This window comes from Chthonomonas sp., from assembly GCA_016788115.1.
Lineage (GTDB): Bacteria > Armatimonadota > Fimbriimonadia > Fimbriimonadales > Fimbriimonadaceae > UBA2391.
Window position 1 is genome coordinate 30999 of sequence record JAEURR010000009.1, and the last position, 18594, is coordinate 49592.

Here is an 18594-nt window from a genome sequence, read left to right on the forward strand (position 1 = left end):
GGTTAGACTCCGTAATCCTCGAGCATCTGGCCCTTTGCAAGTGTAATGATCGCCTTCTTCCAATCCGGGGTCTTGCCCGGTGTGCGCGAGTTCACGCGCTTGCGCTTACCGCGGACGGTGATGGTATGTACCTTCTCGACCACGATCGCGGCGTCCTTCTTGCTTTTGCCAGCGTTGTAGATGGCTTCGATGGCACGCTTGATTTCCACCTTGTTAGCGTCCTTCAAAACCTCAAACGTATATTTTCGCTGCACTTCCTCGGCGGGCTTGTTTGGATCTCCGTAGCTCAGAGAGACCGTGCGTTCCGAGATGTGCGGGCGAATAATGATCACGTGTGGACTTCGTGTCATGCCCAGACCTCCTCCATCGCCTTCAGCGCGTCTTGCGCGATGACGATCTTGTGCGCGACCAGCAGGTCACGCGTCGAGAAAGCAACCGACTTTGCCGGGGCGGCTTCGACCTTCTTCTTGGCCTTTGCCTTAGGCGCCTCTTCGCTGTCTGCCTCGGGCTCGGCCACCACGGTTTTCACCGGAGCAGTGCGAACTTCGACGCCCGGAAGGTTTCGGAAGCTTCGATACGTTAAGTCGTCGTAAGCGGGGAGGATCACCAGGACACGTCGCGTGGACTCAGCACCGACCGACTTGAGCAGTTCGGTCGCCGACTTGGTCTTTGCTTCGGTGAAGAGGATCTTCTCAGCCACCAGCACGTTACCAGCCGCGACCTGCGCGTTGAAGGCTCCCAGGATCGCCGCGCGGCGCTCCTTTTTGTTCATCTTCTTGCTGTAATCGCGTGGGGTGATTGCGAGCGCCATACCACCGTGGGCATAGTGCGGGGCGCGAATCGTGCCCTGACGTGCGTTACCGGTCTTCTTCTGCTTGTACGGCTTGCGACCGCCGCCGCGAACTTCGCTGCGGGTCTTGGTCTTTTGCGTACCTTGGCGGCTGTTGGCCTCTTCCGAGACAACCGCTCGGTGAAGCACCGACATGGCAGGTTCGGCTTCGACGATAATCTTTGGCAGGCTGACCTTACCGACGGCCTTGCCCTTCAAATCCTTGACTTCGAGCGTTGCCATTATTTCACCACCTTGTTCAGGGTCACGAGACCACCGTTCGGTCCTGGCACGCTGCCGTCAACAAGCACGAGTCCGCGCTCTGCGTCGATCTTGACGATCTTCAGACCCTTCTGGGTGACCGTGTCGCCGCCCATGCGACCGGGCTTGCGGGTGCCCTTGAAGACACGCTGCGGACCGGTTGCACCGCTCGAGAGCGGTCGGCGGTGGGTCATGTAACCGTGGGTCATGTGCTGGCCCTTAAATCCATAGCGCTTGACGCCGCCTTGGAAACCGCGGCCCTTGCTGATGCCGGTCACGGTGATGTTCTGGCCCTCGTCGAGGACCTCCACACCAATCGACTGACCCAGCTCGAACGCATCGGTCTTCTCGACGCGAAACTCGCGCAGATGGCGAAGGTTCTTACCAACGCCTGACTTCTTCAGGTGACCAAATTTGGGGAACGTCAGATGCTTATCGCTCTGATCGCCGTAGCCGACTTGGACTGCTGCATAGCCGTCCTTGTCCACTGTTTTGAGTTGCGTGACGAACACTGGACCGCACTGGATCACCGTTACCGGGATCGCTCGGCCCTCTTCATCGAAGATGTTCGTCATGCCAATTTTTGTTCCGAGTATTCCCGGGAGCATGACTGCCTCCTATCGTGTTTTAGATACGCTTCGTGCTCGCGACCGACTTCGAAAGTGCAGCGCCCACCAGGAGGTAAGGGATGCAAGAAAGCCGAACGCTAAGAAGCGTGTTGCCTCGGAGACTCCCCGAAGCAATTCGGGAGAATACCCGAGGCAGCCCGTTCGGCGCAACATGGGTTAACGGAGGCGTGGAGTGAAATCGGTATCGGGGCGAACGCGTCGACAGTACGCCGCCATGAGTCGGGCACAGTCCTCCACATCGGTGATGGAAAGCAGTTCGCACGGCGTGTGCATGTACCGCAGCGCGACGCCAAGAATGCCGACGGCCATCCCGTCGCGGTTAAGCTGCATGGCGTTGCCGTCCGTTCCTGTCCCGCCGGGGGCCACATCCACCTGGTAGGGAATCTTCTCGGCCGCGGCACCCTCGCGGATCATGTCGAAGACGATCGGGTTGGCATTCGCGCCGCGCATGACGCTCGGACCTTTACCGACGTCCAGTTGACCATAACGCGTTTTGGTGAGCGTTGGCGAGTCTGTCGCGTGGTTGACGTCGACCGCAAGGCCGCTTTGGGGAGCGATGGCGTAACTGGAAGTCCGCGCCCCGCGGAGACCGATTTCTTCTTGGACGGTCGCGACGGCGTACACGCCGACACCCGGATCGAGGCCGCCGTCTTCTTTGAGCAGGCGCAGCGCCTCGGCGACGATGAACGAACCCATTTTGTTGTCAAAACCCCGGGCGACGGCGCGATCTCCCAGCACATGCTGGAACTCCCACTGGTAGGTGGCCACATCTCCAAGCGATACGATCGCCTCCGCCTCTTCGCGGTTACTCGCGCCGATGTCGATCCATAAATCCTTGATCTCCGGCTTCTTCTTGCGCTCTTCGTCGTCTAGGAGGTGGATCGCTTTTCGCCCAAGAACTCCGGTGATGCGCTCTTTGCCGTGGACCCAGACACGCTGACCGACGATAATCGTGGCGTCGTGGCCGCCGATCGTGCTGAAGTAAAGCATGCCCTCGTCGCTGATGTAGTGGACGATGAACCCGATCTCATCCATGTGCCCTGCAAGCATGATTTTCATCTCAGCCTGCGGGTTGAGGATGGCCATCACATTGCCATGCACGTCGGTGCGGAGTTCGTCGGCGAAGCCCTTGCAGTAGTTCCGATAGACCTCGGCAGCCCGCTCCTCGTAGCCGGAGGGGGAGGGAGTATTGACGATCTCCTTGAAAAATGTCAGCGATTCTGCACGCATGAGGAAATGTTACACGCTTTGCGCTTCACAGGGTTCCTGCACTGTTTGTCCACGTCCAACCGTGCCAAACGTCCCAATCGCGACAGGCTAACGGCCATAATCATGAGAACGTCCGTGCAATGTCGCACGTATATCCCAGGGAATCTTATGAAATCGATCCGAACTGCTTTTGTTCTCTTCACTGTCGCGACGGCCTTCATGGCGCACGCGGAAGACTCGTATAAGATTCGACGGACCCTAACGGAAGGTGCCGTTGAGAAGTACTCCTACAAAAACGTCTTTGACGCCAACATCGACCTGAGCAGCTTCGGTGCACCGAACATGAGCATGACGATGACGCAGTCGATGATCGCCACGATCACCTACGGCAAGGCGGATGCGACCAAGAAGACCACTCCGTTTGACATCAAGGTCACCGAGCACAAGCTTGACATGGAGCCCGCGATGCCCGGCGGCCCCGAGATCCCGACAGAGTTCTCGCTCTCGGGCGCTCTCAACGAACTGAACAGCGTCTCCGATATGAAGGCGGACGGGATGAACGAAACGGTGAAGATGATGAGCGCGGGCGCACTGGACTCGCTGTCCAGCATCTTCGAGTTTCCCGAGGCTGAGATCAAGGTCGGCGAAACGTGGAAGAGCGTGAAGTCGAAGAAGAGCCTTGGTGGCGACACCGATGAAGACATCACGCACAAGCTGGTTGCGGCTGAAAAGCTCGACGGTGTGGACGTCCTCAAGATCGAGAGCAAGGGCAAGGTCACCGTTCGCAACGAGTCCGCAGAAGGCATGGGCATGGGCCCGATGAAGTCGACGACCGAAGTGACCGTGGACTCGATCACGTACCTCAACAAGGCGACCGGTCAGATCGTCAAGACCGAAGCCAAGTCGGTCCCGATGAACATCCTGACTGACATGGGCGGGATGACGATTCCGATGAAGGGCACCTACACGACGCTTATGGAGCTCGTCAAGCCGAAGAGCTGACGCCTAGCGTTACCAAATCGATCGACGGGGTGAGCCTGGAACGGGCTCGCCCCGTTTTGCTGCTGCTGAGACCTCGACAAGGATCTTTGCGAAGATGTCCGCATCGACGTAGCCGCCTACACTGTCCAGCCGATTGGCTTTGCCGTCCACAAAGACGGTCAGGGGAACGGTGGTGACGTTGTACTCTGCGGCCAAGTCAGGACGTTCGTCGGTTGATACGAGCACCGGAATGACTTGCTTCGCCGCGGTCTCGACGCGTGCATCCGCAAAGGTCTCGGTTTGGAGCTTGCGGCACCAGGTGCAGCCGCGAGAACTGAACACAACCATCGCTGGCTTCCCGGACTGAGCGCTCCGCCTGAGGGCGTCTTCATAGCTCAGCGCCCACGGAAGTTTGTTTCCGCTCGCAGGATCGACAGCTATCCTTCCGACGACCAGCGTCACCACGATCGCCGTGATCGTCCATCCAAAGGTTCGCGCTCGGAGGCTCATACGTTTACAGTACCGTAGCTGGGCGAAGACGACCGACAGTCCCGGTTGCCGAGCTCACCAAACAGGTAAATTTTCACACTGCATGGCAAGCCGCACTCTCCAACTCTATAACACCCTTACGCGCAATCTTGAGGAGGTGCAGCTGTCCGAACCGGGCCACCTGAAGTTCTACTCCTGCGGCCCGACGGTGTATAGCTTCGCGCACATCGGAAACTTTCGAACCTTCTTGACCGGCGACTTGGTTTGCCGCACCGCGCGTGCACTGGGCTGGACCGTCAGCTACGTGAGCAACATCACCGACGTTGGACATCTGACGAGCGAGGATCAAGATGGCGGCGAAGACCGGATGGAAAAGGGTCTCAAGTCGAAAGAAGGGCAGGCGTTTGCCAATGTCTGGGACCTCGCCGACTACTACGCCGACTGCTTCAAGTCCGACTGGTTGAAGCTGAACCTCTCCCGGCCGATGGTGTGGCCCAAGGCCACGCAGCACATGCGCGAGCAGATCGCTGCAGTGGAGCAGCTCATCGCAACCGGCAACGCCTACGAAACTCCGACCGGCGTGTACTACGCAGTGGAGAGCTTCGCCGACTACGGCAAGCTGAGTGGGAACGTCAATCGCGACGACCTGATGACCGGCGTGCGCGATGTGGTGCAGGATACGAACAAGCGACACCCCGCCGACTTTGCCTTGTGGAAAAAGGACGATAAGCACTTGATGCAGTGGTATTCCCCGTGGGGCTGGGGATTCCCCGGGTGGCACTTGGAGTGTAGCGTCATGGCGATGGCCTATCTGGGCGAGACGATCGACCTGCATGCGGGTGGCGAAGACCTGATCTTCCCGCACCACGAGTGCGAAATCGCACAGTCCGAGGCGCTCACCGGCAAGCCGTTTGCACGGCATTGGATGCATACGCGCTTCCTCCAGGTTGACGGCGAGAAGATGTCGAAGAGTCTGGGCAACTTCTACACGGTTCGGGACCTAGTGGAAGGCAAGGGCGCGGATCCACTCGGATTACGATACGCTCTCATCAGCCAGAACTACGGCACGCCTCACAACTTCACGCTGGACTTGCTTCGCGATGCGAGTTCAAAAGTTGAGCGGTACCGGCTCTGCCGGATAGCGGCGGATGCCGCAATCGCTGCAGATCGGACCGGTGAAGACACGATTGGCGAGACTCTTTCGGAGCTCTATGAAGAGACGCTCGACGCCATGTGCGACAACTTGAACACGTCAGTTGCGCTCGCCAAGGCGCTTGAAGGTACCAAAGTCATCTTGCGTGAGGGCGACGGCTTGTCGGCTGCGTCCGGTCGCGCTGCCGTGCGATTTCTTGGACAAATCAACGCGTTGCTGGGGATCGTCGAGCATGACGAGGCCGTTGCGGAATCGAGCGCTGGCGCAGTGGATGAGGCCAAGATCGGCGCGCTCGTGGCAGCACGGACTGCGGCTAAAGCGGCCAAAAACTTCGCTGAGGCGGATCGGCTTCGGCAGGAGTTGGACTCGATGGGCATTGAGCTTCGGGATACCCCGGAAGGGACGACCTGGAAAAAGAAGTCTGCGCTCGTTTAAGTGTGCAGGCTCCGTCCAGAAGAGACGGTGACTTCCGAGCCCTGGGCATCCACGACCGCTTTGCCGTAGCACAGACCGGTACCGACCTCGACGAGGCTGAGTGGCGCGATCAGGCTGGGTCTCCCCCGGCAGATGGGTCAGAATGCGCTGCGGACGATCTCTTAGCTCAGGAGCCCAGGAAGGCCGGCACAGCCTTTAACCTCTTCGTGCCGCATCAATCGCGGCGACGTCAATTTTGCCCATCGTCATCATCGCGTTGAAGGCTCGTTCGGCCTGTTCGCCGCCCGCTGCCAGACCCTCAATGAGCGTTCGCGGCTCGATCTGCCACGAGACTCCCCAGCGGTCCTTGCACCAGCCACACGCGCTCTCCTGGCCGCCATTATCGACAATCGCGTTCCAGTAGCGGTCAGTCTCTTCTTGGTCCTCGGTCATGACTTGGAACGAGAACGCCTCCGACTGGCTGAAGAAAGGACCCCCGTTGAGGCCCATGCACGGGATCCCCATGACGGTGAAATCCACGGTCAGGACATCTCCCTTCTTGCCATTCGGAAAGTCGGCTGGCGCGCGATTCACCCCGGTGACTCGGCTGTCAGGGAACGTCGCAGCGTAGAATTCGGCCGCTGCTTCGGCGTCCGCTTCGAACCACAGGCAGATAATGTTCTTCGGTCCCATGGTGTTTGCCCATGCTACCCATGGCCAAGCAAACGGCCCGATGGACTGGGTCCATCGGGCCGGTACCGCTCATGATGTCGAGTGGTTAGACGGTCGCGCGGACCTTTTGCAGGACGCTCTCCAGGAAGACCGCGTTCGTGGGCGTTTTCTTCAGGAGCTTGATGAGCGAGTCGGTTGCCTCGTAGCTCTTGTCCTGGTTCGCGAGCAATCGGTGCAGCTGCACCACGCCGTCGAACTGGTTCTTGTCGAACAGTGCTTCTTCGTGGCGAGTGCTTGATCGCTTGACGTCGATGGCTGGCCAAATACGGCGCTCGGCGAGTTCGCGATCCAAAACGATTTCCATGTTGCCTGTGCCCTTAAACTCTTCGAAGATCGCCTCGTCCATCTTCGAGCCGGTCTCGACGAGGGCGGTGGCAATGATCGTAAGCGAGCCGCCTTCTTCGATGTTTCGCGCCGCACCGAAGAATCGGCGTGGGCGGTAAAGAGCAGCAGGATCCAAACCTCCCGAGAGGGTGCGACCGCTTGGGTTGATGGTCAAGTTCGAAGCGCGCGAAAGACGGGTGATGGAATCGAGCAGCACGACGACATCGCGGCCCGATTCGACGAGCCGCTTGGCTTGGTCGAGGCAGAGCTCGGTAACCCGCATGTGGTTCTCGGCCGGTTCGTCGAATGTCGAGCTGATGACCTGCCCCTTGACGAATCGCTTCATGTCGGTGACTTCTTCCGGTCGCTCGTCCACCAACAGCACCATGAGGTAGACCTCGGGGTGGTTGATGGCGACCGAGTTGGCGATCGTCTTGATGATCGTCGTCTTACCAGCCTTGGGTGGCGCGACGATCAGTCCTCGCGATCCCTTTCCGATTGGCGCGATCAAGTCGATAATGCGAGCGACGATGCTCTCCGGACCGATCTCCATTCGGATGCGCTCATCGGGGAACAACGGTGTCAGGTTCTCGAAATCGCGTCGCACTGCCATCTCAGGCGATTGGGTGCCGAGGCCGTTCACGCTCTCGACGCGCAGCATCCCGCGGTACTTCTCGCCCTCTTTGGGAGTTCGGATCAGGCCGAAGACGATGTCACCTTGGCGCAAAGCAAAGCGTTTGATTTGGCTCTGCGAAACGTAGATGTCGGCGTTACCAGGGGCGTAGTTGTCACGGCGGAGGAAACCCCAGCCATCGTGCAGGATCTCAAGGATCCCTTTGCCGTAGATTGCTTCTTGCTCGGCGTTGGTCTTTTCCAGCAGCATCTCGATCACGGCGCTGCGGTCTGAACTCAGATCAATCTTTGCCTTCTTGCATTCCTTGGCCAGGTCCGTCGCGGTCATCCGGTCGAAGTGGTTGAAATCGATTTCAGGCATCTGCTCCAGGTCGCCGGCCTGGTCCATGTTTGGAAGGCCCTGGCGTCCTTTGCCGCCTCCGCCTCCGCCTCGCTTGCGGTTGCCCTGCGAGCCGCCGCCTCCACCGCCTCCGCGGGGTCGAAAAGTGTGGGTCATTGGTGTGCCAGATTTTGTCATAGGAGACTCGGTGTGTGAGAAAGTGGGGGCAGGTGATCCTCCCAGGATTCCGACGAGACGGACTACGCCGACCAGCGGAGAAAGCAAGGGAAGGGACTAGGCAGATTCGTTCAGTATCGCGATGTAAGGAAGATTTCGATACCGCTCTGCGTAATCTAATCCGTATCCTACCACAAAGGCGTTCGGAATTTCGAAACCAACGTAATCAATGAGCGCATCGTGCTCACGGGCTTCGGGTTTGGAGAGCAGCGTGACAACGCGGAGGGACCTCGGACGTCGGGTGCCAAGCAACTCCTTGAGGTGCTTCAGCGTGAGGCCGGTATCGACAATGTCCTCGACGATGAGCACGTGCTCGCCTTCGATCGACTTGTCCAAGTCCTTGCGTATCTGTACGACGCCGCTACTGCTCTTGGCGTTACCGTAGCTGCTGACTTGGACGAAGTCCACCGTGATTCGGTCGCCCAGGCGGCGTGAGAGGTCGGCGAGGAAGTACAGCGAGCCTTTGAGAACTCCGACAAGCATGATCGGTTCGTCGCCGTAATCGGCCTCGATCTGCGCAACCAGCTCGGCAATCCGGGCGACGATCTGGTCTTCGGTGAGCAGGGGAGTTAGATGGGTTTCGTCGTAGCGCATGCGGTGCGGTCATTATGCCCGCTCACCTGCACCTTCGTGTACAGGTCCGGTCGACGCGTACCCAGCACGTCGTACTCATACTCGCCGGGCTTGATCACCACATGCTTGTCGCGCGCTCGCTCCAGGTCGAGGTCGGCGATCAATGTGATCGAGCCGTCGCTCGCCGAGGCAAGCACTGCACCACTGGCATCAATAATCTTGCTCCGGCCGATGAAGTCAGTTCCGCGCTCCGACCCGATGCGATTGGCCGTGATCACGTGCATTCGATTCTCCGCAGCACGGGCGATACAAACGTGGTCGGCGGAGACTTCCGCACCAATCGGCCAGTTTGTTGGAAGACAGAGAATGTCGGCCCCTTCCAGCGCGAGTGCACGCGCCGCTTCGGGAGGGCGCTGATCATAGCAGATCAGGATCGCGATACGGCCCACGGCCGTATTGTAGAGTGGTAGCTCGTCGCCGGGAGTCGCAAACCGGTCGAATCCAATGAAGGGAAGATGTAGCTTGCGATAGACCTGCAGCGGGAGGCCGGGTTGGAGCAGTGCTGCTGAGTTGTAGAGCCTGCCCTCCGATTCCTCTGCGAAGCCAATGACGGCCATGATCTCAAGCTCGTCGACCGCCGCTTGCAAGCGGGCAAAGTAGGAAGAATCAGGACTGCACTCAATCGCGATGCCGCGCGCTTCGTCCTCGGAGTTTGCGCAGTAGCCGGTCAGGTAGCACTCGGGAAAAACGGCAAGTTGCACCTTCTCGGCAGCGAGCGACCGGAGGTGCTCGATGGCAAAGTCAGTGTTCGCCTTTGGGTTCCCAAAGACCACGCTGCTCTGTACCGATGCAACTCTCACCATTCTCTCACTCCTTCCATATCGCCCGCGTGATCACCCCCGTATGTTACACGGGAGTCCATCCGCGAGGTCACCTTGAACTTGGGTACAACCTTTGTCAGCATGGCAGACCGGTACGAACCCTCCCAATTTGAGGCCGCATGGCGGGCGCGATGGAAGGAGGCCGATCTCTTTCGAACCCGTGAAGAAGAGGGGCGGCCAAAGTTCTACGGGCTCGATTTCTTTCCGTATCCCAGTGGCGCGGGCCTGAGCGTCGGGCATTGCCGCAATTACATCCCGACCGATGTTTTGTGCCGAATGAAGTACATGCAGGGCTATAACGTCTTGCACCCCATGGGATTCGACGCGTTCGGCCTGCCCGCTGAGAACGAGGCGATTAAGCGGCAACGGCACCCCGGCGCGATGGTGGAAGAGTACGGAGCAACCTACCGCCGCCAGATGGAGCTCATCGGAAACAGCTACGACTGGTCGCGCAGCTTCTACAGTTCCGATCCTCGCTACTACCGCTGGACACAATGGATTTTCATAAAGCTGTACGAGAAGGGGCTTGCCTTTCGGTCTCTCGCCGCTGTCAACTGGTGCCCCAAGGATCTCACCGCGCTCGCGAATGAGGAGGTTGTTGGCGGGCTGTGCGAGCGGTGCGGAACGCCAGTCGAGAAGCGCGCCATCCCGCAGTGGTTCTTCAAGATCACGGAGTACGCCCAGCGACTGATCGACGACCTGGACGAGCTGGATTGGCCCGATGGCATCAAGAATCAGCAGCGGAACTGGATCGGTCGAAGCGAAGGCGTCGAGTTCGAGATGAAGCTGTCGGGACCAGGGATCGGTAACGACCGTGCCGTCGATCTCGATTCAGACCGACCGGCGAGCAAGCCGCTGAGCTTCCGCGTTTTCACCACGCGCATCGACACCATTTTCGGCATGTCGTTCTGCGTCTTAGCACCGGAACTCCCCCTTGTGGATCGACTCATCGAGATGGCCGGTGCAGAACACGCGACGGCGATGCGCACGTACCAGCGCGAAGCGGTGGCGATGTCGGAGACGAGCCGACAGGCAGAGGGTCGTGAGAAGACCGGCGTCTTCACCGGCTACTACGCAACCAACCCGGCTACCGGCCAGAAGGTGCCGGTTTACATCGCCGATTACGTCCTGATGGGTTACGGGACCGGGGCGATCATGGCCGTGCCTGCGGGCGATCAGCGCGACTTTGAGTTTGCCAAGCAATTCGGCATCCCTGTGGTCGCGATCCAGGATCCGAGCGACGAGTGGCTTGCCGAGCAAGGGATTACACGCGAGGCTTATCACGCCGACCCGAAGTGCGCCCGAAACGCGTTCATTTCCAAGGACGCGCCCCTCATCAACGCTGGCGAGTACTCGGGCATGCCGTCCGCCGAAGCCGCCACAAAACTGGGCGAGTGGATCGAGGCCAGTGAACTCGGACAGCGGAAGATCCAGTACCGACTGCGCGATTGGTTGATCAGCCGGCAGCGCTACTGGGGTTGCCCGATCCCGGTTGTCTATGACGGCGACGGCACGATGGAGATCGTCTCGGACGACTCGCTTCCGGTCACGCTGCCCGAAGTCGCCAATTACGAGCCCAGTGATGACGGAAGTAGCCCATTGTCGCGCATCGACGAGTTTGTCAACGTCACCACCGCCGATGGCACGCTGGGACGGCGTGAAACCGACACCATGGGCGGCTTTGCCTGCAGCAGCTGGTACTTCCTGCGATTCATCGATCCGCATAACGATGAGGAGGCTTGGGATCCCGCCAAGGCCGCGTATTGGATGCCGGTGGACGCCTACGTCGGCGGGGCCGAGCATGCGGTTATGCACCTTCTATACGCCCGGTTTTGGACGAAGGTGCTTTACGACCTGGGCCTCGTCCAGGTGAAGGAGCCGTTCCGGCGGCTGCAGAACCAGGGGCAGGTGCTGGCGATGACGCCCTACCGCAAGCCGCGGCCGGGAGAAACCCTGCAGATCGGCGAAGATGGTGTGCTCGTGAGCTTCGAAGAAGCAAAGGCCATGCCCGAGGACGAGCTGATGTGGCGCTGGGCGCGCATGAGCAAGAGCAAGGGGAACGTCGTCACACCCGATGAGGCAGTCGAGCAGTTCGGTGCAGACGCTCTGCGCATGTACGAGCTCTTCGTCGCACCGTTCGACGCTGACGTGCAGTGGTCGAACGAAGCGATGCAAGGGGCGGTCCGGTTCCTCTCGCGAGTCTTCAAGTGGACATCAGAAGATGCCGCGCTCTACGATCCGACTTGGAAGGACCGGATCGACACCATAGAGCTGGACGACACCGCGAGAGCTTTTCGCCGCGAGACGCACCAGCTTATCGACAAGGCGACGCGCGACATTGACCGGTTCGCGTTCAACACGTACGTCTCGTCGATGATGAGCGCTATGAACGCTTACAACGATCTGCGCAAGTCCGCTCCCGAGCCCAACGAAGGCGTCCGTCTTGCCCTAAGCGAGGCGATGGAGTCGCTCATTCTGGTGCTCAGCCCGTGCTCGCCCCACACTGCCGATGAGATCTGGTCCACGGCCATGGGCAAGTCGGGCTTCACGTACTGCGCTGACTGGCCGGTGGCTCGCCCCGAGCTTGCAGCAGCGGACTCGATCACAGTCGCGGTTCAGGTCAACGGCAAGCTCCGAGACAGCTTTGATGTCCCTGCGTCAGCGACCCCTGCCGAGATCGAGGCAGCGGCGCTCATTCGCGAGCGGGTGCGCGCCCACACGGACGGCAAGACGGTGCGAAAAGTCATCGTCGTCCCCGGTAAGCTCGTGAATATCGTGGTGGGTTGATGCGATCAAATCCGTACGCTTTATTCTTTGGTCTGCTGGTGCTTGGCGCGTGTGCCCCAGCAGCTCCCGAGGGGCCGCCAGCAATCGCCAGTGAGTCCGAGTACCGTGCCGCTCAGCAGGAGGCGAAGACTCTTAGCTTGGATGCATTGAAGCAGTTCCGAGACGGGGTCATGCTTGACGAGGTCCAAAAGAACGGGCTCATCCGAGCGGGGCAGCTCTTCGACCGCATGATCGCCTACGATCCCAAGCAGCCGGGACACTACCTGGGAGCGATCAAGGCGAATTTGGCGGTCGAGGATGATGCAGGAGCCATCAAGTATTTCGAGGCTGCACGCAAAGTGTGCGAGGGGGCCAACGATCGGGTGTCGCTGGCAGAGCTCTATGGCGACATGGGGCTTGCTCACTACGGGCAGGGCAACTACGGCAAAGCGCTTGAGTTCATCGAGGAGGCGCGAACGCTTGAGCCGCAGAACGTGGACTATCTGACCAGTGAATTGATGGTGCGGCTGGAGACCCGTGAGCCGGAGCGCGTGAACGAGCTCGTGGCAGAGGCGAAGAAGATCCCGGTCCACCCGCCGCGGCTGGATAAGCTCATCAAGCTCGTGGCGATGAGCAAGAGCGAAGATGACAAAAGCCCCTAAGGACGACGCTCAGGACGGGCCTCTGCAGCGAATGCGCCACTTGGGGATTCGCAGCGCATCGCCGGTAGACCTAGTTGCCGTCGCGATGAGCGCAGACGAGGCGGGAGCCATCAAGAGCGAGGATAGTGCGCGTGCCCTGGTCCGTCGGTACGGGATTAACCTCCTCGGCGACCTGGGAGCGGGCGACCTGGTGGATCAAGTTGGAGTTTCCAGCTACGAGGCCTGCCGTTTGCTAGCGGCCATCGAAATCGGCAGGCGCGCTGGTGTCTCCGCCAAAGGGGAAGTACGAACGATCTCCAACGCCGAGGACATTGTCCAACTGTTCGCCCACCTCAGAGATGAACGGAAGGAGCACTTCTGTATCGCTCTACTGAACTCCAAGAACGGCGTCATCGGAATACGAACGATTCACATTGGAACGGTAAACATGTCGGTGGTGGGCCCACGCGAGGTCTTTCGCGAGGCGATCCGCGAAGGGGCGGTCAGTATCATCGCGGTACATAACCATCCCAGCGGCAATCCGGAACCGAGCCCGGAAGACCTGCACATCACGCTCAGGCTCAGCGAGCTTGGCAAGGCGCTGGATGTAAAGTTGCTCGACCACGTCATAATTGGGCACGCCGACTGGGTGAGTCTGGCGGCGCGCGGTGTCCTATGAATTGGGAAGAGATTATTGAAGACCTAAGACCCACGCTTGATCGGATGCATCAAGCACGCGAGGCCGCACTGAAAGAGTCGCGGGCGCTCATCCAGATTTCGAGCAAGGCGATCCGGCACGTCCATCGTAAGCAATTCGATGCGGCGGAGACCCTGGTGGCCGAGGCGCGAAGCATGAGCCGCAAAGCGCGGCAAGCGGTGGCCGCAACCCCTGAGATTCTTTACGCTGGCTACCTGCAGGACGCCGAGAAAGAGATGGTCGAAGCGGCGGCCGTGCTGGCGATCACCCTTGGGAAGCCCATTCCGTCTCCCCAGGAGTTGGGCGTGCAGGTCACGAGCTACCTGAATGGGATGGGCGAGGCGGCGAGTGAAGTCCGGCGCTACCTGCTGGACGAACTCCGCGGCGGGCGCTACGACAGCGCAGAACGGATTCTTCAGGTCATGGAGTCGATCTACGACGACCTCATTACATTTGACTATCCGGACGGGCTAACGGGTGGTTTGCGGCGCACGTGCGACGCGCTGCGTGCGGTCATCGAGCGGACCCGCAGCGACCTCACGATGACGCTTAGCCAAGGTGAACTCCTCCGCGCCCTGCGCGAATCCCGTGAAGACAAGAAGTAAACAAAAAAATGCGGGTGCAATCCCCAAAATGGGAAGCGCACCCGCCTTGGTTTGTGCGAGCTTTACTCGCCGACCATCTCCCACGACTCCGACATGATCAAGTAATCGAACTGATCGACCGTGTCGTCACCGTTCAGATCCGCCATCGCATCGTAGGCTAGGTCAAGCTTGACCGTATCGAACGCGGCGCTCAGTCGCAAATAGTCGAACTGATCGACGGTGTTATCGTCGTTGATGTCGCCATTGATGAGGGTTCCGAAGTTCAATCCGCTCAGCCCGGCATTCGTCACGTTGACGTTCGAGATCTTGCGGCTGAGCCAGTGGGTGCCCTTGACCGTGATATCGTAGCTCCCGCGGCTCATGAGCGTTGTGTTGAAATTCCCGCTGGCGCTACCTGCTACGTCGATCGTTTCGACGAGCGTGCTTGTGCCCGGCTGGTACAGCTGAACCCGCATCGTCTGCTTGCTTGGATCTCCCAGGAAGCCGCCGAGCATGGCGTTTCCGCTTGCAGGGGCGAGCTCGGTCGGCACAATTCCGACCCCAACTGCCGATACGCCCGATTGGGATGCGCCGGGCTGCAGTCGGAAGATGTGCTGGAAGTCGGTTGCCTGGTCGTCCGCATAGAAGCTCGGCGGTACCTGATTGTTCAGGATCGAATCCTTGACCATGTTTGACAGGACCGTGCGCACGTTCTGGTAGAAGCCCGCCTGATAGGCGGAAACCGCGGGCGACATGGCCCGCACGAAGAGTTGCGGATTTGCATTATTCGTGTTGGTGTAGGTGAACATCTGCTGACCCGTGTTGTAAACCAACGTATCGTTGAAGTTCTCAGCCGAGTGGCATTGCATGTCCAGATAAGGGAAGTAGTTGACATCGTAGATGTCCGCGGCACCGGTCTTCTTGTTGGTTACCTTCCAGTCGATGTGCAGAACGGCCTGCTTGGGACCCATCGAGCGGAGTGTGAAGACGTAGTCGAAGTCCAGCACGTTGCCGACTCCGTTGACTTCTTCAAACGCATGGGCAATGCCTGTGCTGGGCGAAGCCTGGGTGGAGACATCGAAGTGGCACACCTGGTACTCACGCGGCTGGCCCGAATCGGACGTGCGCTTTGCTCGGTACCAAGCCGAAATCTGGTAGGCATAGTCCTTGCCGCCGAAATCCAGCTTGCCGGGGCTGAAAGTGGAGTTGCCAAAGCCTCCCTGCATCCACATGGAGAGGCCGGGCTCAAACCACTGGAACTGGAACGGATTTGCCCCACTGGCGCCAATGGTGAAAGTGAAGGCCAAGTTGATGCTTGCGACGCTGCAAGCGACGGCGACATAGACAAGTTTCTTCATAGCTTCTTGTATTCCGGAGGACGGTGGACTAACCCAACCTTAAGAGTGTACGACACCTTTTTCTGGTGAGGGCGCGAATGTTACCTTCGCCGTTTCGGAGTTTATGCGCGAATAATGCGCATGGCGCGCATTCGGCGGAAAAGCTCAGTTCAAACTGAACTCAAAGTGACTACTGCATAGAGGACCGCAAATCATCACGATGATCATGCAAACGACAGGCAGTGCAAGTCAATGAGTGAGATGGTAGCGGCGGGCGGACTCGAACCGCCGACCTAACGGGTATGAACCGTTTGCTCTAACCAACTGAGCTACGCCGCCAAGCAGAAACCTATTATGGCCGGGCGGGGGCTGTAACTGCAAGCAGGGCCTTACAGGCGCACGCCCATCGTATCAAGAATCCGCTGTAGTTCGTCATCCGAAGCATATGCCACGACGATCTTTCCGCCCTTCTTCGAAGTCTGCAGGGAAGTCTTCGAACCAAAGTACTGGCTAAGGCTCGACTCTAGGGCTCGCAGATTTGGATCCAGCTTTCGCTTTTCCTTAACCTTGTCCTGCTTGGCCGTCATCATTCCCTTGACGAGAGCCTCGACCTGTCGTGCGTTGAGAGAGAATCGGATAATCCGCTCGTATGCGTCAAGTTGCTCTTCAGCCGTGGGCAGTGCCAAGAGGGGGCGCACGACGCCCTCGCTCACACTACCGTCCAGCAGCGCATCTTGAATATCATTCGGAAGCCGAAGCAAACGCATAGTGTTCGCGACGGCGGGCCTGCTCTTTCCGACCCGTTTGGCGATCATTTCGTGGGTGAGATCGAACTCGCGTTGGAGTTGCTCGTAGGCGCGTGCGCACTCAATGGCCGAGATGTCCTCACGCTGGATGTTCTCGATGAGCGCCATCTCGAGCGAGGCTTGTGCGCTCGCCGCTCGGATGTGAACAGGCACCTCCTTCAGCCCCACCAACTTTGAGGCGCGGAGACGGCGCTCACCAGCGATGAGCTCGTACTTATCGGTGCCAACGGGGCGCACGACGAGCGGCTGGATCACACCGACGGCGCGGATGGAGTCCGCAAGTTCCTTGAGGCTGTCTTCTTCAAACTGGGTGCGCGGCTGGCGCTGGTTCGCTACGATCAGCGAAGTGGGCAAGACGGTTGTTTCCTTAGCGCCCGCCACCGGAGTCTTAGGTGCCTTGGCGACGGGTGCCTTGGGCTTCTCCTTGGGCGCGGAGACCGCCGCGCGGTCCGTCATCAGGTGGCTGAGACCCTTGCCGAGACCCCTTCTCATCGAACAAGTCCTTGAGAAGAAGGTTCGTTTGCCAAACGAAGAAAACGCATCCTCAGAGTATGACTCCAAGGATGCGCCGTTCGCTTTGAATGCGGGGAAATTATCCGCCGTTTCGCAGCAAGCTGAGGATCGACTGGGGCTGCTGATTCGCCTGGGCGAGCATCGACATACCGCTTTGCTGCAGGATCTGCAACTGCGTGTACCGTGTCATTTCCGATGCCATGTCGGCATCGCGAATCTGGCTTTCCGCCGCGGTGAGGTTCTCTTTGGCGACGCCAAGGGATCGAACGGTGCTCTCCAAGAAGTTTGATTGGAACGAGCCGAGGTCACCGCGCATCGTGGCAAGTTGGCTGATCGCCGCGTCAATGATCTGCATGGCCTGGTTGGCACCTGCTTGATTCGTAACGTCGAGCGAACCGATGCTCTGTCCCGCAATCGCAGCGGTCCCGAGGTTGGCTGCGAAGGCCGTTGGCATGGCGTACTGGACACTCTGGTTCGAATTTGCGCCGATCTGGAACTGAACAGCGCCGCTCGAGATGGTGCCGATGCTGACGGTACCGCCTGGCCAGTTCTGGTTACCTCCTGCGGTCAGAGTGAGAACGTTGCCGTACGTGTCCGTGAGTTTCAAACCGGAGTCGCCGGGGCCGCGTCCACCCTGGAATGCGACGGTGGTTGCACCATTGGTCGTGGTCGCAGTCACGTTGTATACGCCGTTCACCCCAGTGAGCGCAGTCGTTGCGGTCGTGTGGATGATGCCGCTCGGGTCGCTCAGGTTGATCGGAAACTGGGAACCGGGAGTGGTGTTCGTGAGCCGAATCGACACGTTTGGACCTGCCGCCACTGCACTCGCGACAACACCGGTCTGACCGGACAGATCGTTGATCTTGTTGATCATCGACTGGACGGTGTCCGTTCCGTTACTGGTGAAGCTGTAGCCGTTCAGGACGAACGTGCCTGGGGTTGCGATCGTGGTGTTGACGGTGGCATACGTAGCACCGCCGGTCAGCGCGGCTGCGGAGGCTGGGGTGGTTTGGGCCAGCGTGACGTTGCCGTTCTGAACGGTGTAGCCGCCGAAAGAGCTTCCGACGTACAGGCTCTGGGCGATGGTGGAATTCGTGATGGCCGCCGAAACACCCGCAGTGCCATCAAGCAGCTTTTTATTGCCCCACTGAGTCGTGCGGGCAATGCGGTCGATGGAGTCCACCAACGAGCGGATCTGCTGTTGGTTGGCCTGTAGCTGGGCCGAATCGACGACTGCCGTGTTGGCGGAGTGGACCGAGATGCCGCGCATATCACGCAGCAGGCGCTGTACTTCGTCGAGGGCACCCTCAGCCGTCTTCGCCATGTTGACGGCGTCTTGCGAGTTACGGATCGCTTGATCCAGACCCTTGAGCTGGGACCGCATCCCTTCGCTGATGATCAGACCCGCTGGGTCGTCTCCCGCGCTGTTGATGCGAAGACCGGTGCTCAAGCGCGTGATGCTTCCGCCCAGCATATCAACTGTCTGGGTGAGGTTGCGCAGCGCGCCCATGGCTTGAATGTTTGTATTGATCCGCAGGCTCAAGGTTGACTCCTTCGATGCAGCGCCCAAGGAAAATTCGAAAATT

The 18594-nt window shown here is 59.5% G+C and carries 18 protein-coding genes and 1 tRNA gene; 6 read left to right on the forward strand and 13 right to left on the reverse strand.

What is annotated here, in order from left to right:
• Positions 1-2: 2 nt before the first annotated feature.
• From JNM85_10870 to JNM85_10885, 4 genes are all read right to left on the reverse strand, one after another.
• Positions 3-350: a 50S ribosomal protein L23 gene (locus JNM85_10870; GenBank protein MBL8088556.1), complete on the reverse strand. Its 348-nt coding sequence runs from the start codon at positions 348-350 to the stop codon at positions 3-5.
• Positions 347-1072: a 50S ribosomal protein L4 gene (gene rplD, locus JNM85_10875; protein ID MBL8088557.1), complete on the reverse strand. Its 726-nt coding sequence runs from the start codon at positions 1070-1072 to the stop codon at positions 347-349. Before rplD ends, JNM85_10870 begins: the two co-directional genes overlap by 4 nt.
• Complete coding sequence (gene rplC / locus JNM85_10880) at positions 1072-1698, reverse strand: 50S ribosomal protein L3 (GenBank protein MBL8088558.1); 627 nt, start codon at positions 1696-1698, stop codon at positions 1072-1074. The genes rplD and rplC overlap by 1 nt, the downstream gene beginning before the upstream one ends.
• Before the next feature lie 177 nt (positions 1699-1875).
• On the reverse strand, positions 1876-2949 hold the full coding sequence (locus tag JNM85_10885) for a M42 family metallopeptidase (protein ID MBL8088559.1): 1074 nt from the start codon (positions 2947-2949) through the stop codon (positions 1876-1878).
• A gap of 147 nt (positions 2950-3096) precedes the next feature.
• On the opposite strand from JNM85_10885, the gene JNM85_10890 reads away from it, so the two are divergent.
• Positions 3097-3930 carry a hypothetical protein gene (locus JNM85_10890; protein MBL8088560.1) on the forward strand — a complete coding sequence of 278 codons (834 nt, stop codon included), beginning with the start codon at positions 3097-3099 and terminating at the stop codon, positions 3928-3930.
• A 9-nt stretch (positions 3931-3939) separates the two neighbouring features.
• On the opposite strand, the gene JNM85_10895 is transcribed toward JNM85_10890, so the two are convergent.
• Positions 3940-4419 (reverse strand): thioredoxin family protein, encoded by a 480-nt coding sequence (locus tag JNM85_10895; GenBank protein ID MBL8088561.1) that lies wholly within the window; start codon positions 4417-4419, stop codon positions 3940-3942.
• A gap of 82 nt (positions 4420-4501) precedes the next feature.
• Between JNM85_10895 and JNM85_10900 the strand changes: the two genes are divergently transcribed.
• Positions 4502-5986 carry a cysteine--tRNA ligase gene (locus JNM85_10900; GenBank protein ID MBL8088562.1) on the forward strand — a complete coding sequence of 495 codons (1485 nt, stop codon included), beginning with the start codon at positions 4502-4504 and terminating at the stop codon, positions 5984-5986.
• Positions 5987-6181: 195 nt separating this feature from the next.
• Here JNM85_10900 and JNM85_10905 read toward each other — a convergent pair whose 3' ends face one another.
• The 4 genes from JNM85_10905 to JNM85_10920 all read right to left on the reverse strand — a co-directional run bounded on the left by JNM85_10905 (position 6182) and on the right by JNM85_10920 (position 9646).
• Entirely contained in the window at positions 6182-6658 is a 477-nt protein-coding gene (locus JNM85_10905; GenBank protein ID MBL8088563.1) for a VOC family protein, read from the reverse strand.
• An 85-nt stretch (positions 6659-6743) separates the two neighbouring features.
• Entirely contained in the window at positions 6744-7982 is a 1239-nt protein-coding gene (rho, locus tag JNM85_10910) for a transcription termination factor Rho (GenBank protein ID MBL8088564.1), read from the reverse strand.
• 285 nt (positions 7983-8267) lie between these two features.
• A complete protein-coding gene (hpt, locus tag JNM85_10915) occupies positions 8268-8804 on the reverse strand; it encodes a hypoxanthine phosphoribosyltransferase (protein MBL8088565.1) in 537 nt (178 codons plus the stop codon).
• The gene (locus tag JNM85_10920) at positions 8780-9646 is read right to left on the reverse strand and encodes a carbon-nitrogen hydrolase family protein (GenBank protein MBL8088566.1); all 867 of its coding nucleotides are present in this window, start codon (positions 9644-9646) and stop codon (positions 8780-8782) included. Before JNM85_10920 ends, hpt begins: the two co-directional genes overlap by 25 nt.
• A gap of 99 nt (positions 9647-9745) precedes the next feature.
• On the opposite strand from JNM85_10920, the gene JNM85_10925 reads away from it, so the two are divergent.
• Genes JNM85_10925 through JNM85_10940 form a run of 4 tightly spaced genes read left to right on the forward strand, consistent with a single transcriptional unit; the run spans position 9746 to position 14373 of the window.
• On the forward strand, positions 9746-12451 hold the full coding sequence (locus JNM85_10925) for a leucine--tRNA ligase (protein MBL8088567.1): 2706 nt from the start codon (positions 9746-9748) through the stop codon (positions 12449-12451).
• A complete protein-coding gene (locus tag JNM85_10930) occupies positions 12451-13092 on the forward strand; it encodes a tetratricopeptide repeat protein (GenBank protein MBL8088568.1) in 642 nt (213 codons plus the stop codon). Before JNM85_10925 ends, JNM85_10930 begins: the two co-directional genes overlap by 1 nt.
• The gene (radC, locus tag JNM85_10935) at positions 13076-13750 is read left to right on the forward strand and encodes a DNA repair protein RadC (protein ID MBL8088569.1); all 675 of its coding nucleotides are present in this window, start codon (positions 13076-13078) and stop codon (positions 13748-13750) included. The genes JNM85_10930 and radC overlap by 17 nt, the downstream gene beginning before the upstream one ends.
• A gap of 44 nt (positions 13751-13794) precedes the next feature.
• A complete protein-coding gene (locus tag JNM85_10940; GenBank protein MBL8088570.1) occupies positions 13795-14373 on the forward strand; it encodes a hypothetical protein in 579 nt (192 codons plus the stop codon).
• 62 nt (positions 14374-14435) lie between these two features.
• On the opposite strand, the gene JNM85_10945 is transcribed toward JNM85_10940, so the two are convergent.
• The 4 genes from JNM85_10945 to JNM85_10960 all read right to left on the reverse strand — a co-directional run bounded on the left by JNM85_10945 (position 14436) and on the right by JNM85_10960 (position 18551).
• Positions 14436-15710 (reverse strand): hypothetical protein, encoded by a 1275-nt coding sequence (locus JNM85_10945; GenBank protein ID MBL8088571.1) that lies wholly within the window; start codon positions 15708-15710, stop codon positions 14436-14438.
• Between the two features lie 241 nt (positions 15711-15951).
• Positions 15952-16028, reverse strand: a tRNA-Met gene (locus JNM85_10950).
• Between the two features lie 50 nt (positions 16029-16078).
• The gene (locus JNM85_10955; protein ID MBL8088572.1) at positions 16079-16987 is read right to left on the reverse strand and encodes a ParB/RepB/Spo0J family partition protein; all 909 of its coding nucleotides are present in this window, start codon (positions 16985-16987) and stop codon (positions 16079-16081) included.
• 100 nt (positions 16988-17087) lie between these two features.
• Entirely contained in the window at positions 17088-18551 is a 1464-nt protein-coding gene (locus JNM85_10960; protein MBL8088573.1) for a hypothetical protein, read from the reverse strand.
• Positions 18552-18594 lie beyond the last annotated feature (43 nt).